We start from the raw sequence: 17570 nt of genomic DNA, 5'->3' as shown, positions 1-17570 counted from the left end.
GTCACCACCCAACCGAGTAGCTCACGGGCCGTTTTCTCAAGTCAGGAGCTACTCATCCGGGTAGTCGCACAAGGCGTGCCGCCAGCCCCGACCCCGCACAGCCAGGGGCAACGTGGCCCCCGGACACAAGATCGATGACCGTCACCTGCAGCGGCTCGCGGTGATCTATATCCGCGAACCAGTGCCCTCGTCACAGCCTGACCCTTGTCTCTTCATCCTGTCCGCCCCGCTGCAAGCACCCTCCTGAGGCGATCAACCTGCCGCCGGCCCGGCAACGGGAACTGCGCCAGGCGTCCTGGCCGCCCTTCTCGTCTGTCGGCTCGGAGATGACGATGCCGTCCACGCCCTGATCAAGGAGCGAGCCGTCAGCGCTGGCGATGCCCGCGGCGTCACCCTCCGTCGTGTTCAGACCGAAGAGTGCGTAGCCGACCTCGCGGAGGGCACCTTCGACTCTCGTCAGCTGCGCGGCTGGGCTGTACAGACCAGTTCTGAGTCTCACCACTCCGACGGACCAGGTCCGTCCGGAGGCCTGAGTCCGGTCAGCATGGTTCAGCCGGTACCCGCGCCCTTCAGCGCCTCCGAGAACGCGTCGGCGCACCTCACCGAAGACGTGCTCCTTCCCGTTCATGACCCGGGACACCGTCTTCTGCGAGACACCCGCCACGCGCGTCACGTCGAAGCTACGAGGTGCGGTACCTGCGCTGCGACTTGCCAGTCGTGCCATGGGTGTCTCCTGATCTCCGGCAGTCGGCACCGCCGGTCTCCTATGACCGCGCTGTCATGACTGCGCAGACATATCTACGCACTCGAAGGAGGGACGTCAAGAGTGACTATCCCCTCGTAGCGTGGAGCCCGCGATTGCAGGGGAAGTTGGGGTTCATGGGTCCAAGAAGAAACCGCCGTACGACGCTGAGTTCCGTGAGGGCGCCGTGCGCATCGTGGTCGAGACCGGGAAGCCGGTCGGGGAGGTTGCCGAGGAGCTCGGCATCAACCCGGGAACGCTCCACAGCTGGGTGTGGGTCTGTGTAGCGAACTCACCGTACAGACCCCCTCCCGCAGGAGCCTTCCCGTCAACCGGCCGCAGACGACAGAACGCAGCCCGGATTGTGCAGGCCTCCACACGCACGTCGTCAGTCCGGCCATCTGCTGCGCTCATGGCGAAAGAGGAGGGAGCCGGCCGATTTGGTCTCAGGCCTACCGGTCCAAACCGCCAAGGACTGCAGCGCCACAGACGCACGCCCCCTCCCGTCGTCAGCCGGGTTCTGCGGGCAGGCAGTATGCGGCGGGGCTGCGCCAGGACGAGCAGCGGGCCGTCCGGCTGTGCCGGGCCGGCGTGCCGACCTGGACCATCCACGCCGAGAAAGGCGACGGCGGGCTCACCGACGCCGAGCGCAGCACCCTGCAAGCCTGCCCGAACGCCCGTCTGGTGACGATCCCGGGCTCGGTGTTCTTCCTTCCGGTGGAGGCCCCCGAACCGCTGGCCGCGGCCATCGCTGAGGCCGTCGCCCTCGCTACCCGCCCGTAGCCGGCCACCCCGCCGGCTGCATCACCCACCTCGCAGGATCAGGCGGGCCGCCCGCGGCTGACGGCACCGCCATCGAGTGAACCGACAAGAACGCCAGGGGGCTCCTGGACGGCCGGCATCACGACTCCGTCCCACTCCCCTCCGATGAACGGCATGACCGGCCCGTGTTCCACGAGGGTGTCGGTGCCGGTCGTGCCGTCGTCGGCGGCCGGTCGCGGGCGGGCCGGTGGGGTCTGGTTTGCGGGCGGGGTCAGGCCGGTGTGTTCCAGTCCTTCGGTACGGCGTCGGTGTCGGCGCCCGGGGTGGGTGCCGGGCGGGGGGCGGGGGGCCGCGTGCGGGAGAAGCGGGGGGCGGGGGACGGCTGGGGGCGGCCGGCGACCTCGGTGAACGTCGCGCGCTCGCGCAGGGCGGGGTGCTCCGCGGCTTCCTCGGGGGTGAGGACGGGCACCACACAGGCGTCCCGGTCGGCGAACACCTTGGCCCAGTGGTCCCGGGGGCGGGTCCGGAACGCTTCGGCGAACCGGTCGCGCAGGGCCGGCCAGTTCGCCTGGTCGTCGCGGTCGGGCAGGGCGGCCGCGTCCAGGTCGAGCTGTGCGCACAGGGCGTCGTAGAACCGCTGCTCGATCGCGCCGACCGCCACGTGCCCGCCGTCCTGGCATGCGTACGTGGTGTAGAACGGCGCGTCGGTCACCGTGACGTTGCCCGGGTTCTCCCGCCACTGGCGGACCATCACCTCCAGCAGGGCCGCTCCGTCGGCCATGGCCGCGTCGACCACCTGGCCGCGCCCGCTGCGCGAGCGCTCGTGCAGCGCCGCCAGGACACCGAGGACCTGGAGCAGGCCGCCGCCCGCGAAGGTGGACAGGTAGGTCGAGGGGGGCGACGGGTTGCCGGCGGCGTCCGCGTCGGTGTCGAGCACTCCGGCCAGGGCGAGGAAGCTGATGTCGTGACCGGAGCGCTGTGCCCAGGGTCCGCTCTGGCCCCAGCCGGACACCCTGGCGTAGACGAGCCGGGGGTTGGAGTCGTCGAAGGTCTCCGGGCCCAGGCCCAGACGCTCGCATGCCCCCGGGCGCAGGCCTTCGAGCAGCACGTCGGCGCGGTCCACCAGGGCGCGCACCCGGCGTATGTCGTCCGGGTTCTTCAGGTCGGCCGTGACCGAGCGGCGGGAGCGGCCGAGGGGGTCGGCGGGCCCGAATGTGCCGGCGCCCGGGCGGTCGATGCGGACGACGTCGGCGCCCAGGTCTGCGAGGAGCGTGGCGGCGAAGGCGCAGGGTGCGCCGCTCGCCAGCTCGACCACACGTACACCATTGAGTGGCCCCACGAGGCTCATCTCCTTTCCAGTGACTTCTAGGATCAGTATTCACGGATCAATTGACGATTTGCGCTTCGGGATTCCGTATTGTTTCTCCTCTGATTTCCTCCCTATCTTGCGAGTGTTTTTCTTCTTGCTTTCCCGGATGAGAAAGGGCAGGAATCGTGACGGTTCTCTACACGGCTGAGGTCACTTCGTCGGGAGACGGCCGCAAGGGCCGGGTCAGCTCCTCGGACGGCGTGCTGGAACTGGGGCTGGACGCGCCCAAGGAGGTGGGCGGCTCCGGGGAGCGGACCAATCCGGAGCAGCTGTTCGCCGCCGGGTACGCGGCCTGCTTCCACAGCGCGCTGCGGCTGTCCGCACGTGAGGCGCGGGTGCCGCTCGACGAGGAGCCGGCCGTCACGGCCCGGGTGCACCTCGAGCGGAACGTCTCCGGTTATGGGATCAGCGCCGATCTGACGGTGCGGATGCCGGGAGTGGCCGCGCAGACGGCGCGGGAGTTGGTGGACCGGGCTCATGCCCGCTGCCCGTACTCGCGGGCTGTGCGGGGCAACATCCGCGTGGGGATCGAGCTGGCCGGCTGAAGGCCGGTTCCCCTGTGGCGCGTTCGAGGGTGTCGGACGCGTTCGACGGGACGCTCTCGGTGTGTGCCGCCGGAGCCGGACGGGGTCCGGCTCCGGCGGCGTCCGCGTGTGCGGAGCGGCTCACGCCGCCGGGGGTACGGCGGCCGCGGCGGCCCTGGCGGCCTGCGGAAGGGCCGACACGATGCGGTCCACGGCCCGGTCGTCGTGCGAGGCCGACACGAACCACGCTTCGAACGGCGACGGCGGCAGGTAGACGCCCTGGCGCAGCATCGCGTGGAAGAAGGCCCGGTAGCGGAAGGCCTCGCTCGCCCTGACGTCGTCGTAGTCGCGGACCGGCCGCTGCGAGAAGAACACCGAGAACATCGTCCCGGAGTACTGCAGCACGTGGTCGACGCCCTCGGCGGAGAGCGCCGCGGACACTTCGGTCCCGATCGTGGCGGACACGGCGTCCAGGCGCTCGTAGACCGCCTCGGTGCAGTGGCGCAGGGTCGCCAGGCCGGCGGCGGTGGCCACCGGGTTGCCCGCGAGCGTGCCTGCCTGGTAGACGGGGCCGGCCGGGGCGAGGTGGGCCATGACGTCGGCCCGGCCTCCGAAGGCCGCGGCGGGGAAGCCGCCGCCCATCACCTTGCCGTAGGTGAACAGGTCCGCCGCCACGCCGTCCCGGTCGTACCAGCCGGCGCGGCCGGCGCGGAAGCCGGTCATGACCTCGTCGGAGATGAACAGGGCGCCGTGGCGCCGGCACAGGTCCTTCAGGCCGGCGTTGAAGCCGGGCAGCGGCGGGACGGCGCCCATGTTGCCCGGCGCGGCCTCGGTGATCACGCAGGCGATCTCCGAACCGTGCTCGGCGAAGACTCGCTCGACCGCGGCCAGGTCGTTGTACGGCAGGACGAGGGTGTCGGCGGCCTGGGCGCCGGTGACGCCCGGGGTGTCGGGCAGGGCGAAGGTGGCCAGGCCGGATCCGGCGGCGGCCAGCAGCGCGTCGACGTGGCCGTGGTAGCACCCCGCGAACTTGACGATCTTGGATCGGCCGGTGAAGCCGCGGGCCAGGCGGATCGCGGACATGGTGGCCTCGGTGCCGGAGGTGACCAGCCGGACCTTCTCCACGGGGGCGACGCGGTCGACGATCTCCTCGGCGAGGGCGATCTCCCCCTCGGTCGCGGTGCCGAACGAGGTGCCCGCGGCGAGTGCGGCGCCGACCGCGTCGAGGACCGCCGGGTGCCGGTGGCCGAGGATCATCGGGCCCCAGGAGCAGATCAGGTCGACGTACTCCCGGCCTTCGACGTCGTAGAGGTACGGGCCCTGCGCGGAGGCCATGAAGACGGGGGTGCCGCCGACGGAACCGAATGCCCGCACGGGGGAGTTGACGCCGCCGGGGATGACCGTCGCGGCCCGTTCGAACAGCGAGGCCGAGGCGGCGCCGGCAGAGCCGTCGAGGGCGGCGGGTGCAGGGGTTGAGGACATCGGTCGGTGCCTTTCGCAGTCGGAAGAAGAGAAGCGGGGAGAGCGGGGCGGGGGTGGGGGGCCGGGCGGGGCCGGTGGCGGGGGGAGGGCCAGGGGCCCGCCCGGCAGGGGCGACCAGGAGGCCGTCCGCTGAGGGGCGGCCGGGAGGCCGCCCGTCAGTGGGCCGGGGTGGTGCCGGTGCTGAACGCGGCGTCCAGGACGATCGCGCCGTGCGGCAGCACCCGCACCGGGTTGAGGTCCAGTTCGAACTCGCCGGGCCAGTCGCGGATCGCGTCGGACAGCCGGTACAGCAGGTCGGCCAGTGCCGCGGTGTCGAGCTCCGCCGTGCCGCGGGCCCCGCGCAGCAGGGCGGCGCCGCGCAGTTCGGAGATCATGCGCTCGGCCTCGCCGTCGGCGAGCGGCAGCACGCGGTGTGCGACGTCGTCGAGGACTTCGGTGAAGATGCCGCCGAGCCCCACGGTCAGGACGGTTCCCAGCGGGCTGGTGCTGACGCCGACCAGCGCCTCGACCCCGTCCGGGGCCAGTTCCTCGACGAGTACCTCGCCGCCGAGCGCGGCCAGGTCGGCGAAGGCGGCCGGCGCCTCCTGTTCGGTGACGCCCACCCGGACGCCGCCCGCCTCCGACTTGTGCAGCAGTCCGGGTACGACGGCCTTCAGTACCGCGCGGCCGCCCAGCTCCCGCACCAGCGTGGCCGCGTCGTCGGCGTCGCGGGCGCCGCGCCCCTTCGGCACGGTGATCCCGGCGGCGGCGAGCAGCTGTTTCAGCTGCGGCTCGGTGGCCTGTGGCGCGGGCGCGGGGAGCGGCGCCGTGAGCGCCTCGCGGTGGGTGTCCGGGCGGGGTCGGCTGACCTGCCACAGTGCGGCGGCGGCCTTCAGCGCGCGGGCCGGCGTCGGGTAGTCCGGCAGTCGGGCGTCGCGGAGCATGGCGGGGGCGTCCGGCGCGAGGAAGTCGGCGCCGGTGCGGGCCACCAGGATCGGCTTGCCGCCCTTGCGGGCCGCCTTGGACAGGGCGGTGACCGCCTTCTGCACGTCGGGTCCGGCCATGACGCAGAAGCAGGCGATGATGATGTCGACCGAGTCGTCCGCGAGCAGCACGTCCAGCGACCGGTCGAACAGGGTGGGGTCGCTGAGCACGGTCGCGGTGATGTCGACGGGGTTCTCCACCGCGCCGAACGGCGGCACGATCTCGGTGAGCGCCGCGATGCTCTGCGGTGACAGCCGGCTCAGCTCGAGACCGGAGTCCTCGATGGCGTCGGCGGCGAGGATGCCCGATCCGCCGGAGGTGGTGACCACGGCGACGCGCGGGCCCTTCGGGCGCAGGGGGACCTCGAACGCGGCGGCGGCGTCGAGGAGTTCGTCGATGTCGTCGACCCGGGCGATGCCCAGCCGGCGCAGCGCCGCGTCGAGCACGCGGTCGTCGGTGGTGAGGGCGCCGGTGTGGGAGGCGGCGGCGCGGCCGCCGGCTTCGGTGCGCCCGGACTTCAGCAGTGCCACCGGTTTGCCGGAGGCGCTCAGGGCGCGCAGGGTGTCCAGGTCGGGCACGTCCTCCAGGTAGCCGAGCAGTCCCTGGCACTCGGGTTCCTGGGCCAGTTCGCGCAGCACCTCCAGCGCGGTGACGTCGGCGTCGTTGCCGGTGCTCACCACCCAGCCGGGGCGCAGTCCGCGCTGGAGGGCGAGGCTCGCCGCGCCGAAGCCCAGGGCGCCGCTCTGGCTGACGAACCCGAGGGTGCCGGGTTCGAAGGGGACGCTCTCGGCGCCGAACAGGGGGCTGAAGGTGGCCAGGACACGGTTGTTGAAGCTGACGGCGCCGATGCAGTTCGGTCCGATCAGGCGCAGTCCGCCCGCGCGGGCCCGGGCGACGATGTCGTCCTGGAGGGCGGCTCCGTCGGCCCCGGTTTCCGCGAAGCCGGAGGAGGCGATGATGGCGAGGGGTATGTCCGCTTCGACGCAGTCGTCGACGGCGCCGGCGACGCGGTCCGCGCCCACCATGATCAGCGCCAGGTCTATCGGGCCGGGCGCCTCCTTGAGCGAGGCGTACGCGGGGACGCCGAGGATGCTCCCGCCCTTCGGGTTGATCGGCAGGATGCGGCCCTTGTAGCCGTGGCGCAGCAGGAAGTCCATCGGCTTGCGGCCCAGCGCCCCGGGGCGTTCCGTGGCGCCGATGACGGCGATCGAGTCGGCGTTCCACAGGGCTGAGATCGCGCTCATGCCATGACCTCCTGGGCGGACGCGGGGGCGGCGGGTGCGGGGTGCGGGGCGAACAGGACGTGCAGGGCGTCGACGTAGACGTCGCCGTCGGAGCGTCCGGCCAGTTCGCGGGCGCGGACGGTGGGCTGGTGGAGCACCTTGTCGACGATGCGCCGGACGGTGCGGGAGACCTCCTGGAGGGTTTCGCCGTCCATGGCTTCCAGCCGCTTGCCGAGCCGGGTGAGTTCGGCTTCGGTGGCCTCGGCGGCGGTGGCGCGCAGTGCGGAGAGGGCGGGGGTGGCCCGGGCGGCGCGGCGGGCGGCCTTCAGGGCCTCGACCTCGGTGTCGACGATTCTGTGCGCGCTCTCGACGCTGGCCACGGACAGTTCGTCGTCGCCGCCTTCCTCGGCGATGCGCTGGAGGTCGACGAGGGTGGCTGCGGGGACCTGGCCGGCTTCGGGTTCGATGTTGCGCGGCAGGGAGAGGTCGAGCAGGTACAGGTCGCGTCCGCCGCGCGGGCCCATGGCGTCGGCGACCTGGTGGGCGCGCAGGAGGGGTTCGGTGGCGGCCGTGCAGCTGACGACCACGTCGACCTCGGTCAGCAGGCGGGGTATGTCCTGCAGCGGGTAGCCGCGGCCGTCGGCGGTCTCGGCGAGGCGCTGGGCCTTCTCCGGGGTGCGGTTGGCCATGTGCACCCGGCTCAGGCCGGAGCGGCGCAGCGCGGCGAGGACGACCCCGCCGAACGAGCCGGCGCCGATGACCAGGGCGGTCTTCCCGTCGAGCGATCCGACCAGGCGTTCGAAGAACGCAAGGCCCGCGGTGGCCAGGGAGCGGCCGGCCTCGTTCAGGCCGGTCTCGTTGCGGGCCCGCTTGCCGGTGCGCAGCGCGGCCTGGACGGCCTGGTTGAGGGTCTTGCTGGTGGCGCCGACGCGCTGGGCGCGCTCGAGGGCCTCCTTGACCTGGCCGAGGATCTGGTCCTCGCCGAGCACGACCGAGTCGAGGCCGGAGGCGACCTGGAACAGGTGGCGCAGGGCGTCGTCGTCGTGGCGCACGTACTGGTAGGGGGCCAGTTCCTGGGCGTCGACGCCGGTGTGGTCGGCGATGAGCGCCTCGAGGCCGGGCACCGGATCGGTGTCGGAGGCGGTCTCGACGTAGACCTCGAGCCGGTTGCAGGTGGACAGGATCAGTGAGGCGGACAGGCCGTCGGCGTCCGCGATGCGCTGGGCCAGGTCGTCGAGCGGCTTGGGGCTCTCGTAGAGCTGTTCGAGCAGGTCAAGGGGGGCGGTGGCGTGGCTGATGCCCACCGCGAGGAACCGGTTGTCGTCCGGTGTCGTTCGTCGCACGTTCCTTACACCTCGATGGATGACGTGGGGCGGGCGCCCGGCCCGGGGGGCCGGGCGTGGCGGGGGCGGGTCAGCCCAGGCGGGGCGCGAACTCGGTGGCCCAGTACGTGATGATCTGGGAGGCTCCGGCCCGGTGGATGGAGGTGAGGCTCTCCACGATGGAGCCGTCGCGCTCCAGCCAGCCCCGGGCGGCGGCGGCTTCGATCATCGAGTACTCGCCGGAGACCTGGTAGGCGGAGACGGGCACGTCGACGTGGTCGGCGATCAGCCGGACGATGTCGAGGTAGGCCAGGGCGGGCTTGACCATGACCATGTCGGCGCCCTCGGCCAGGTCGAGGGCGACCTCGCGCAGGGACTCGCGGATGTTGCCGGGGTTCTGCTGGTAGGTGCGGCGGTTGCCCTGGAGGGAGGACTCGACGGCGTCGCGGAAGGGGCCGTAGAAGTGGGAGGCGTACTTGGCCGAGTAGCCGAGGATGGCCACGTTGTGGTGGCCGGCCGCGTCGAGGGCCGCCCGGATGTGTCCGACCTGACCGTCCATCATGCCGCTGGGGGCGACGATGTGGGCGCCGGCGTCGGCCTGCACGACGGCCGCCTGACCGTACAGCTCGACGCTGGCGTCGTTGTCGACGTCTCCGTCGGGGCCCAGGACGCCGGTGTGGCCGTGGGTGGTGTACTCGTCGAGGTTGATGTCGCCGATGACGACGGTGGCGTCGCCGACCTCGGCGACCACGTCGCGCAGTGCGACCTGGAGGATGCCGTCGGGGTCGACGGCGCCGCTGCCGCGCTCGTCCTTGTCCTGCGGGATGCCGAACAGCATCACTCCGCCCACGCCGGCGCTGACGGCCTCGACGGCCGCCTTGCGCAGGGTGTCGCGGGTGTGCTGGAAGACGCCCGGCATGGAGGGGATCTCCCGGGGGGCGGTCAGTCCCTCGCGCAGGAACAGGGGCTGGATCAGGTTGCTCGCGTGGACCTGTGTCTCGGCGGTGAGACGGCGCAGGTGGGGGGTGCGGCGCAGCCGGCGGGGGCGGTGCAGCGGGGCGCCTGCGGGCGTGCTGACGGGGGCGGGGCCGATGGTCGACTGGATGGTCATGCGGATCACGCTCCTTGGAGGATCGAGCCGAGGAAGACCTTCTCGAGGTGCTGGGAGATCTCGGCGGGTGGGCGGTGGAACCAGTAGCCGGCGTCGGAACGGGAGAAGATGCGCAGGTCGCGCAGGGTCACGGTGAGTTCGGCGAACTTCACGGCGAGGCCGGCCGGGTCGATCACGGGCATGCCGTGCAGGTCGCGGACGCCGAGGTGCCAGAAGATCTCGTTGGGGATGCCCTCGGCGGGGATGATGATCTCGGCGCCGGCCTTGCGGGCGCGGGCGGCGGCCTCGGTGTACGCGGTGAGGAACTGGTCGCAGTCGCCGTCGAGGGCGCGGTGGACGCCGTCCCAGCCGCCCGGCACGACCTCGTAGGCGGCCATGGACCGCTCCAGGCCGTACCGGGAGACGTTGGCCCGGATGGGCTCCTCCAGCGGCGGCATGAAGCCGAGCAGGCCGAAGCGGTGTCCGGTGAGGGCCGACAGGAAGAACGCCGTCTCGCCGTAGCCCAGCGTGGGTACGGCGGCCAGGTGGCGGGCGTCGCGCAGGCCGGGGTCCTGGCCCGCCGCCGTGATCCAGGCGTCGTAGCCGGCGCGTTCGGCCTGGAGGGCCGAGTGCGCGAAGTGTTCGCTGAACAGGACCTGGGCGGCGTGGTGGCCGACCAGGCCGAAGGGGGTGTTGTCGGGGTAGGTGTCGGCCGGCAGCGTCTTGATGTCGATGACGGTGCCGGGGGCGGCGATCGCGTCCAGATGCTCGCGATACCACTGGTCGAGCAGTGGCAGCCGTCCTTCCACGGTGTGTTTGTGGAACCAGATGCGCATGGCGCTTCCGTCCTCTCGGCTGAAAACAGGCAGGGGGAGACACGGGATGGGCGGGGTGAGGAAGAGGGGCAGGTCGGTGGGTCAGTGGGTGAGCTGCGGCCGGGGGGCGCAGTCCAGGAGCGAGGCCTTGAGCAGGTAGTCGGTGGTGCGCTGCGGGTCGGCGGCGATGCGGCCGACGCTCTCCAGGGCGCCGCGCAGACGGGCCGGGTCGTCCAGGCCGGCCGTGCGGGCCTCGCTGCGCGGGATCACCTTGTCCGTCACCGCCTCGCGCCGTTCGGCGGCGACCGAGGCGAGGATGCGTTCGCCGGCCGCGCCGCGGTGCAGCCGGGTCAGCGCCCGTCCCCAGGCGACGGCGTCGTGCAGTCCGCAGTTCATGTTCATGCCGCCTGCGGTGGAGGTGAGGTGCGCGGCGTCCCCGGCGAACAGCACCCGGCCCGCCCGGTAGTCGGGCAGGACGAAGGAGGCGAGCCGGTAGGTGTGCGCGTCGGCGATCTGGACGTCGGCGGCGCAGGAGGGCAGGGCCCGGCGCAGCAGGGCGTTCACCTCCGCCCGCTCGACGACCTGACGGCGCGGCACGTCCGCCGGCATGCGGAAGATGAGCCGCCAGTGGTCGGGCATGCCCAGGATGCTGAAGGACTGCCGGCTGTCCCGGACGTAGGCCAGGGGCGCGAGGTCCGGCAGCAGCCCGTCGAGGGCCGTGTGCGTCACCACGCGCAGGGCGTACGAGGGGTATTCGGTGGCGCGGGAGGGCAGTTGGAGGGCGGCGCGGACGGTGCTGCGGCTGCCGTCGGCGGCCACCACGTAGTCGGCGTCCAGCGGCGTGCGCAGTCCGGTGGGCCCGTGCAGCCACAGCCGTACGGCGTCCGTGCGGGGCCGCACGTCGAAGACGGTGCTGGTGAAGCACACTTCCGCGTGCGGGTGCTCCTCGAGCGCAGACAGCAGCAGCGGGGTGAGCCGTGACTGTTCGGCGTGCACCCGGTAGGGGTGGGCGGTGCGGCCGTTCAGGGCGTCGTAGCCGATGCGGTGCAGGACCCGCTGCCCGAGGTCGCGCCACTGGATCTCGTGCACCTCCCGGCCCGCGGCGCGCAGGGGGGCCGCGACGCCCAGTTCGTCGAGCAGGTCCAGGGTGGAGGGGTGGAAGGTGGAGGCGCGGGAGGCCGTGGACAGGTCCCGGGAGGATTCCAGGACGGTGACCGGCACGCCGCCCCGGGCCAGGACCAGGGCCGTGGTGAGCCCGACCGGTCCGGCGCCGACGACGACCACCGGGCGGCGGCGCACGCTCATGCCGTCCCGCCTGTGCGGGCGGCGAGCCGGCGCAGCAGGCCCGTCTCCTCCGCGGGGTCGGCCGGCAGGCCCGTCTGCTTCAGCGCCCAGCGGGCCGAGCAGATGTTGGAGGTGAGCAGGACGCGGTCGTTGCCTTCGCCGATCTGTCGCAGGGCGTCGAACGTGAACATCCCGGTGCCGGTGAGCAGCAGGGCCTCGTCGTCGCCGAGGCCGGCCTCGGCGACCTGGCGGACGAGGTCGTCGGTGGAGACGTCGTAGGGGGAGAAGCGGTCGCCGGCCCGGATCGGGACGACGCGCGAGACGGTGAGGCCGGCCTGCTCCCAGAAGGTGCGGGACAGGTCGGTCAGCCAGGGCGCGTACGGCGAGACGAGGACGATGTCCTGGACGCCGAGGTCGGCGCAGGTGTCCAGGGTGGCGAGGGTGGAGGAGGCGACGGGCCTGCCGCCCGCGTCCGCGAGCTTCTCGCACAGGGCCCGGTCGCCGTCGGGGCCGAGCAGGTAGTGCGAGCCGCTGCACGCCACGACGACCGCGCCGAGTCGCAGACCGCCGAATCCGGCGACGACCTCGTCGAGGCCCTCGTTGTAGGTGTCCAGCCGTTCGCGCAGGGTCCGCCCGGGCAGGACCGGGAAGCGGGAGGTGTGCACGTTCATCGCGGGCCGGACGAGGCTGCCGATCTCCGGTTCGGCGGCGGCGTTGCCGGAAGGAACGACGACCCCGAGGCGTTCCGCAGATTGCAAGGACATCTTTCCCCTTTTCCGAGGCGTTTTTCCGAGGCTTTTCGGGACTTTCCCGGGACGGCTTCTTCCGTGCCGGGACGTCCGGTCGCGGGCTTTTCCCGACGCCTGGAACGCTAGGTGGGGAGGGCGGCGCGCGGCACTACGGAATCACGCAGTGAGGCGTTCCTGCTGCGGAATTCCGAAGTGGGGGACGGTGGCGCCCAGGGCGGCGGCGAGCTGGGCGCGGCGGCTGATCGACAGTTTGCGGTACATGCGGGTGAGGTGCTGTTCCACGGCCCGGCAGGACACGTTCAGCCGTTCGGCGATCCGCTGGTTGGTCATGCCGGAGAGCACCATGCGGGCGATGCGCGACTCGTGCGGGGTGAGGACCACGTCGGGGGCGGCGGCGGGGTCCTCGGGCTCGCGTCCGGTGAGCGCGCTGTGGCCGTACTCGACGTTCCAGGAGCGGATCGTGGTCCGGGCGATCAGTCCCTGCCGGACGAGGGGGTCGGCGCGCAGGATCCGGTGCAGGGAGACCTCGTCGGACACGGCGATGACCAGGATGTCCCCGTTTCCCGTGCCGGCGAGGCCGCCGCCGACGAGGATGCCGCGGCCGGACAGTGCGCGCAGGTGCGCGACGTGGTCGGGCCAGGCCTGCTGCAGGCGGGATTCGGCGGGGTGGAAGGTGCGTTCGACGACGTACGGCATGGGGTCACCTCAGCGTGGGCGCGGCGCGGTCGCCGGTGGCGGTCCGGGTGGTGGCGGTCCCGTTCCGGTCGGCGGTGGACGAGGAAGGGTGAAGCGGAGGGGCGAAGCAGGGGGCGAAGCGGAGGTGAGGCGGAGGGGCCGGGGCGGGCGGGCTTCCGGCGCGGTCACGGCCGACGGGACCCGGCGGGCCGGTGGTGTCACCGGCCCGCCGGGTCCCGTCCAGGGGTGGTGCGTGCGGTGAGGTCCGCGGGCCTCACTGGGCGCCGGCGGTCAGACCCTTCGCCGGTGCGGGGGCGGCGGCGGGGGTGGCGCCGGCGGGGGTGGCCGCGGCCTGCGGCGCGGGCTTGTCCACGGGCTTGCGGCGCAGCAGCGCGATCGCGACGAGCACGGCGGCGGTGCCGAGCAGGACGCTCCAGCCGAGGGACTCGCCGAGGAAGACGGCGCCCAGGACGACGGACACGACAGTCATCAGGTAAATGACGGTGGCCGCGGCCGCGGGGCCGTCCTTGGTGATGATGACCGTGTTGAGCAGGACGGCGAAGCCGGTGCACACCACGCCGAGGATGATCAGCGCGATCACGGAGTCGGTGCGCCACTCGACGGGCTCCAGGCCGATGAAGGGCACGGCGAACAGGGTGAGCACGGCGGCGATGGTCAACTGCCCGCCCGCCAGCATGAAGACGGGGATGCCGCGGCCGGCGAGGAAGCGGCCGACGTAGGCGAAGCTGCTGCCGAAGCTGACGGCGCCGAGGACGAAGCAGATGACGCTGCTGGTGGAGGCGTGGGTGCCGGGGCTCCAGGGAGCGGCGACCAGGACCACGCCGAGCAGACCGACGGCCATGCCCAGGATGCGGGCGGCGCCCAGCCGCTTCTCGGAGCCGAGCAGCACGGCCGCGCCGAGCGTCCAGACCGGGCCGGTGCCGCTGATGATGCCGGCGACGTTGCTGGAGCCGGTCACCTCGCCCTGGGCGAACAGCAGCCAGGGGATGGCGTTGCCGAGCAGCGCGGCCACGGCCATGTGTCCCAGGAGTGTGCGGTCGCGGGGCGGGCGCTGCCCCCGGGACAGGCCGATGGCCATCAGGACGGCGGCCCCGAGGACGAGCCGCACGAAGACCATCTCCACGGGCGAGAACCCGTACCCGGAGATCTTGATCCAGAGGAAGACCGAACCCCACAGCAGGCTCAGGCCGGACAGTCGCAGCAGCGCGCCGGATTTCATGGCGGACCCTCACATTCAGCGGACGACAGGGGGCGACAAGGGGGAGGAGGCGGGGGCGGAACTCGTCCGCCGACCCGCACCAAGAGCGTCGCCCGTGCCGCCGCCCGGGGTCCAGCAAGTAATCTTTCCGATGAACATGAAGGCAGACTGAAACATTCGATCCTTCGGTCAAATGCGGCCTTCACCCTATGAAATCACGGCCCGGGCGCCCCTTTCAGCTCCGACTCCGCCGCCTGCGCCGCCTCGCTCAGGGCCTCCAGGACCGCCTCGATCTGGGGCACGCCCCCACTGCCGGGCCGCACCGCGGCGAACACCCGCCGCCAGGGCGCGTCGTCGAACCGCCGCACCGTGACGCCGGGCTGCGAGGACCGGCGGGCCAGCCGGGGCACCAGACAGATGCCCAGACCCTGCCGGACGGCGGCGAAGGTGGCGTCCCAGTCGCCGATGACATGGGTGGCCTGCGGGGTGAAGCCGGCGGCCGCGCAGGCCGCGAGAGGGATCTCCTGGCACATGCCGACCGTGGCGAAGATCCACGCCTCGTCGGCCAGCTCCCCCAGGGTCAGCGAGGGCGCCTGTGCCAGCGGATGCTCCTCGGGCAGCGCCACGTCGAACACCTCCGTCATCAGGGGCCGCTTGTCGAAGCGGGAGTCGAGGGCGGGCGCCGCCGGCGACTCGACGGCGATGACCACGTCCGTGCGGCCGAGCTCCAGCAGCTCGAAGCTGACGGGCGGATCGACCTCCGCCAGCGTCGTGCGCAGCTCGGGCAGGCGCCGCTTGAGGATGCCGGCGGCCGGCAGGATGAGCGGCGAGAGCGTGGTGCCGAACCCCGACACCGACACCTCGCCGCGTTCACCCCCGCTGTGCTCGGCCAGAGCGCGGTGCAGCCGGTCGATGCTCTCGAAGATCTCCTCGGCGTGCCGCAGCACCACCTTCGCCGCGCCCGTGAGCCGCAGCCGGCGCCCCACGGGCTCGGTCAGCGGTACCCCCAACTCCTTCGCCAGACCGGCGAGTTGCTGGGAGACGGCCGACGGAGTCAGATGCAGCGCGGCCGCCACCGCGCTGACCGTGCCCCGCCGGTCCAGCTCCACCAGAACCCGCAGCTTGCGCAGATCGAGTTCGCTGCCGTACGGCTTGGCCGTCGCAGCACCCTTGTCCATGCCCATGCCTGGCGCAACGTCAGCGCAGGCGTCCGTGTTCCAGGTCGATCACCTCCTTCGCCAGCCGCTCGAACGCGGCGAGGTCGGCGGCGTCGCGGTCGGCGTCCCGCCGCTGGCCGGGGAAGGTGGGGTCGAGGACGACCGTGTCGGCGCCCAGCCGGTCGAGCAGGACGAGGTCGTCGTGGATCTGCTCCAGGCTGCCCTCCCCGAGCACCCGCCCGGCGGGCAGCGGCCGGCCGGTCAGCCGCAGCTTGATCCGCGGCGCGAGCGCGGGCACCGCCAGGTTCAGTCGCTTGGCGGTGTCGCGCAGCGCGGGCAGGCCGACGTGCACCAGCCAGTCGGCGGTCACGGAGGTCGGGTGCCAGGCGTCGCCGTAACGGGCGGCCCTGCGCAGGGCGCCCGCGCTGTGCCCGCCGATCCACACCGGCGGCCCCGAGGGCTGCACCGGGCGGGGCCCGGTGTGCACGGGACCGAACCTGACGAACTCCCCGTCGTACGCGACGACGTCCCGCGTCCAGAACGCCTTCATCACCCGCAGGTACTCGTCGCTGCGAGCCCCCCGGCGGGCGTACGGCACCCCGAGGGCGGCGAACTCGCCCGCCGCCCAGCCCGCGGCGGCCCCGAACACGAACCGGCCCCCGCTGAGCTGGTCGATGTTCGCCACCTGACGGGCCACCAGCAAAGGGTGGCGGTACGGCAGGATGGTCACCGTCGTCCCGATGCGCACGCGGCTCGTGACGCCCGCGAGCCAGGCGAGCACGGTGAACGGGTCGTAGAACGGGGCGGGGAACAGGTGCTCCACCTCGGGCGTGGGCGCCACGTGATCGGACACCATCAGCTGGTGGTAGCCCATCTCCTCCAGCCGCCGGGCCCAGTCCAGCATGGTCCCCGCAGTGGTGGCCGGACCGTAGTTGGGCAGGTTAGCGCCGAACTTCATGGGAGTCTCCGTTTCGCTGGGACCCCGGACGCGGACGTCCGTCCGGGGCTGGGTGGGGCACGCTGGGCAGGAACCGGCGGCCGAGGAGGTGCAGCCCGCAGGCCGCGGCGGCCACGGCCGCGGCGAGCGGCGGCAGCCGGCCCGGCGCGATCCCGGCCGACAGCACGGCCCCGCCGAGCGCCGCGCCGGCCGAGCCGCCGAGATAGGTGGCGGAGCTGTTCAGCGCGAGAACGGCCGCGCCACCCGAGGGCCGCAGACCCAGCAGGCGGTGCTGCTGCGGCACCACGAACGCCCAGCCGGCCGCGCCCCACAGCACCAGCAGCGGCAGTACGGCCGCGCCGCTCAGCAGCCCGAGCGGGGCCAGGCACAGGGCCAGTGCGGCGAGCAGCACCGCCACCTGGGCGCCGGACCGGCCGGTGCGGTCCAGCAGCGGCCCGGCCAGGAAGCTTCCCGCGACCCCTCCGGCACCCCACAGCCACAGCGCCGTCTGGTGCGCGGTGACACCGGACGCGTCGAGCACCGGCACCAGGTAGGTGTACAGGCCCAGGCTGGCCACGGTCTGCAGGAACGTCGTCAGCACCGCCACCCCGACCCGCCGGTCCGTCAGCTGGGCGCCGCGCTCGCGCAGTCCGGGCATCGCGGCGCCGGACACCGCCGGCAGCAGCAGCGCCGCACCCGCAAGCGACACCACGCCGATCGCGGTGACCAGCCACAGCGCGGCCCGCCAGCCCGCGTGCTGGGCCAGGAACAGCCCGCCCGGCACCCCGAGCACGGTGCCCGAGCTCAGCCCGCCGAGCACCACCGCGAGCGCCCGGCCCCGCCGCTCGGGACCGGCGAGCGCGGCGGCCGCGGTCGCCGCCACCGGCATGAACACGCCCGCGGCCACCCCGGCCAGGCCGCGCGCCACCATCAGCGCGGCCAGCGAGGGCGCCAGGGCGGAGGCGGCGTTGGCCAGGCAGAACAGGCAGAGCGCCGCGACGAGAACCTGCCGGATGCCCCATCGCGCGAGGGCCGCGCCCACGAGCGGGGCGAGCAGCGCGTAGCAGAGCATGAAGACCGTCACCAGCTGGCCCGTCACGGAGGCCGGCTCGTGCAGGTCCCTGCCGACCGCGGGCAGCAGTCCCGCCGTCACATAGGCGTCGGTCCCCACCGCCAGCGCTCCCAGCCCGAGCAGCAGCACGCGCAGCACAGTGTCTCCTCCCTCGTCGGCGTCCGCATGGGTCAAGCCTCACCCGG

At 72.9% G+C, this 17570-nt stretch carries 16 protein-coding genes and 1 pseudogene; 3 read left to right on the top strand and 14 right to left on the bottom strand.

Annotation, left to right across the window (positions count from 1 at the left end; genetic code table 11):
• Window positions 1–190: 190 nt before the first annotated feature.
• The gene (locus tag C6376_RS40795) at window positions 191–724 is read right to left on the bottom strand and encodes a LacI family DNA-binding transcriptional regulator (protein WP_107448230.1); all 534 of its coding nucleotides are present in this window, start codon (window positions 722–724) and stop codon (window positions 191–193) included.
• Window positions 725–845: 121 nt separating this feature from the next.
• Between C6376_RS40795 and C6376_RS46655 the strand changes: the two are divergent.
• Together C6376_RS46655 and C6376_RS44625 are read left to right on the top strand one after the other, a co-directional pair.
• Window positions 846–956: pseudogene (locus C6376_RS46655) on the top strand (transposase); the annotation flags it as partial.
• A 377-nt stretch (window positions 957–1333) separates the two neighbouring features.
• The gene (locus C6376_RS44625; protein ID WP_173985548.1) at window positions 1334–1525 is read left to right on the top strand and encodes a hypothetical protein; all 192 of its coding nucleotides are present in this window, start codon (window positions 1334–1336) and stop codon (window positions 1523–1525) included.
• Between the two features lie 250 nt (window positions 1526–1775).
• Here the strand turns inward: C6376_RS44625 and C6376_RS40785 are convergent, their stop codons facing one another.
• Window positions 1776–2852, bottom strand: coding sequence for a CaiB/BaiF CoA-transferase family protein (locus tag C6376_RS40785; protein ID WP_107448228.1), 1077 nt, complete (start codon window positions 2850–2852; stop codon window positions 1776–1778).
• Window positions 2853–2998: 146 nt separating this feature from the next.
• Between C6376_RS40785 and C6376_RS40780 the strand changes: the two genes are divergently transcribed.
• Entirely contained in the window at window positions 2999–3418 is a 420-nt protein-coding gene (locus tag C6376_RS40780; protein WP_069770963.1) for an organic hydroperoxide resistance protein, read from the top strand.
• A 120-nt stretch (window positions 3419–3538) separates the two neighbouring features.
• Here the strand turns inward: C6376_RS40780 and hemL are convergent, their stop codons facing one another.
• From hemL to C6376_RS40720, 12 genes are all read right to left on the bottom strand, one after another.
• Entirely contained in the window at window positions 3539–4879 is a 1341-nt protein-coding gene (gene hemL, locus C6376_RS40775; protein ID WP_107448226.1) for a glutamate-1-semialdehyde 2,1-aminomutase, read from the bottom strand.
• Window positions 4880–5034: 155 nt separating this feature from the next.
• Window positions 5035–7086 carry an acetate--CoA ligase family protein gene (locus C6376_RS40770; protein WP_107448224.1) on the bottom strand — a complete coding sequence of 684 codons (2052 nt, stop codon included), beginning with the start codon at window positions 7084–7086 and terminating at the stop codon, window positions 5035–5037.
• Window positions 7083–8408, bottom strand: a complete 1326-nt coding sequence (hemA, locus tag C6376_RS40765) for a glutamyl-tRNA reductase (protein WP_107448222.1) — start codon at window positions 8406–8408, stop codon at window positions 7083–7085. Before hemA ends, C6376_RS40770 begins: the two co-directional genes overlap by 4 nt.
• 70 nt (window positions 8409–8478) lie before the next feature.
• Complete coding sequence (gene hemB, locus C6376_RS40760; protein ID WP_107448220.1) at window positions 8479–9498, bottom strand: porphobilinogen synthase; 1020 nt, start codon at window positions 9496–9498, stop codon at window positions 8479–8481.
• A 5-nt stretch (window positions 9499–9503) separates the two neighbouring features.
• On the bottom strand, window positions 9504–10313 hold the full coding sequence (locus C6376_RS40755; RefSeq protein ID WP_107448219.1) for an aspartate/glutamate racemase family protein: 810 nt from the start codon (window positions 10311–10313) through the stop codon (window positions 9504–9506).
• Window positions 10314–10394: 81 nt separating this feature from the next.
• Entirely contained in the window at window positions 10395–11597 is a 1203-nt protein-coding gene (locus C6376_RS40750; protein WP_107448217.1) for an NAD(P)/FAD-dependent oxidoreductase, read from the bottom strand.
• Window positions 11594–12340 carry an arylmalonate decarboxylase gene (locus tag C6376_RS40745; RefSeq protein WP_107448216.1) on the bottom strand — a complete coding sequence of 249 codons (747 nt, stop codon included), beginning with the start codon at window positions 12338–12340 and terminating at the stop codon, window positions 11594–11596. The genes C6376_RS40750 and C6376_RS40745 overlap by 4 nt, the downstream gene beginning before the upstream one ends.
• A gap of 141 nt (window positions 12341–12481) precedes the next feature.
• Complete coding sequence (locus tag C6376_RS40740) at window positions 12482–13021, bottom strand: LuxR C-terminal-related transcriptional regulator (RefSeq protein ID WP_107448214.1); 540 nt, start codon at window positions 13019–13021, stop codon at window positions 12482–12484.
• Window positions 13022–13274: 253 nt separating this feature from the next.
• On the bottom strand, window positions 13275–14240 hold the full coding sequence (locus tag C6376_RS40735) for a DMT family transporter (RefSeq protein ID WP_107448212.1): 966 nt from the start codon (window positions 14238–14240) through the stop codon (window positions 13275–13277).
• 194 nt (window positions 14241–14434) lie between these two features.
• Window positions 14435–15397, bottom strand: coding sequence for a LysR family transcriptional regulator (locus C6376_RS40730; RefSeq protein ID WP_107449462.1), 963 nt, complete (start codon window positions 15395–15397; stop codon window positions 14435–14437).
• A 19-nt stretch (window positions 15398–15416) separates the two neighbouring features.
• Window positions 15417–16334: a TIGR03619 family F420-dependent LLM class oxidoreductase gene (locus tag C6376_RS40725; RefSeq protein ID WP_107448211.1), complete on the bottom strand. Its 918-nt coding sequence runs from the start codon at window positions 16332–16334 to the stop codon at window positions 15417–15419.
• Entirely contained in the window at window positions 16318–17523 is a 1206-nt protein-coding gene (locus C6376_RS40720; RefSeq protein ID WP_107448208.1) for an MFS transporter, read from the bottom strand. The genes C6376_RS40725 and C6376_RS40720 overlap by 17 nt, the downstream gene beginning before the upstream one ends.
• Window positions 17524–17570 lie beyond the last annotated feature (47 nt).

Source organism: Streptomyces sp. P3, assembly GCF_003032475.1.
GTDB lineage: Bacteria > Actinomycetota > Actinomycetes > Streptomycetales > Streptomycetaceae > Streptomyces.
This window is presented reverse-complemented; position numbering and strand designations above follow the sequence as displayed.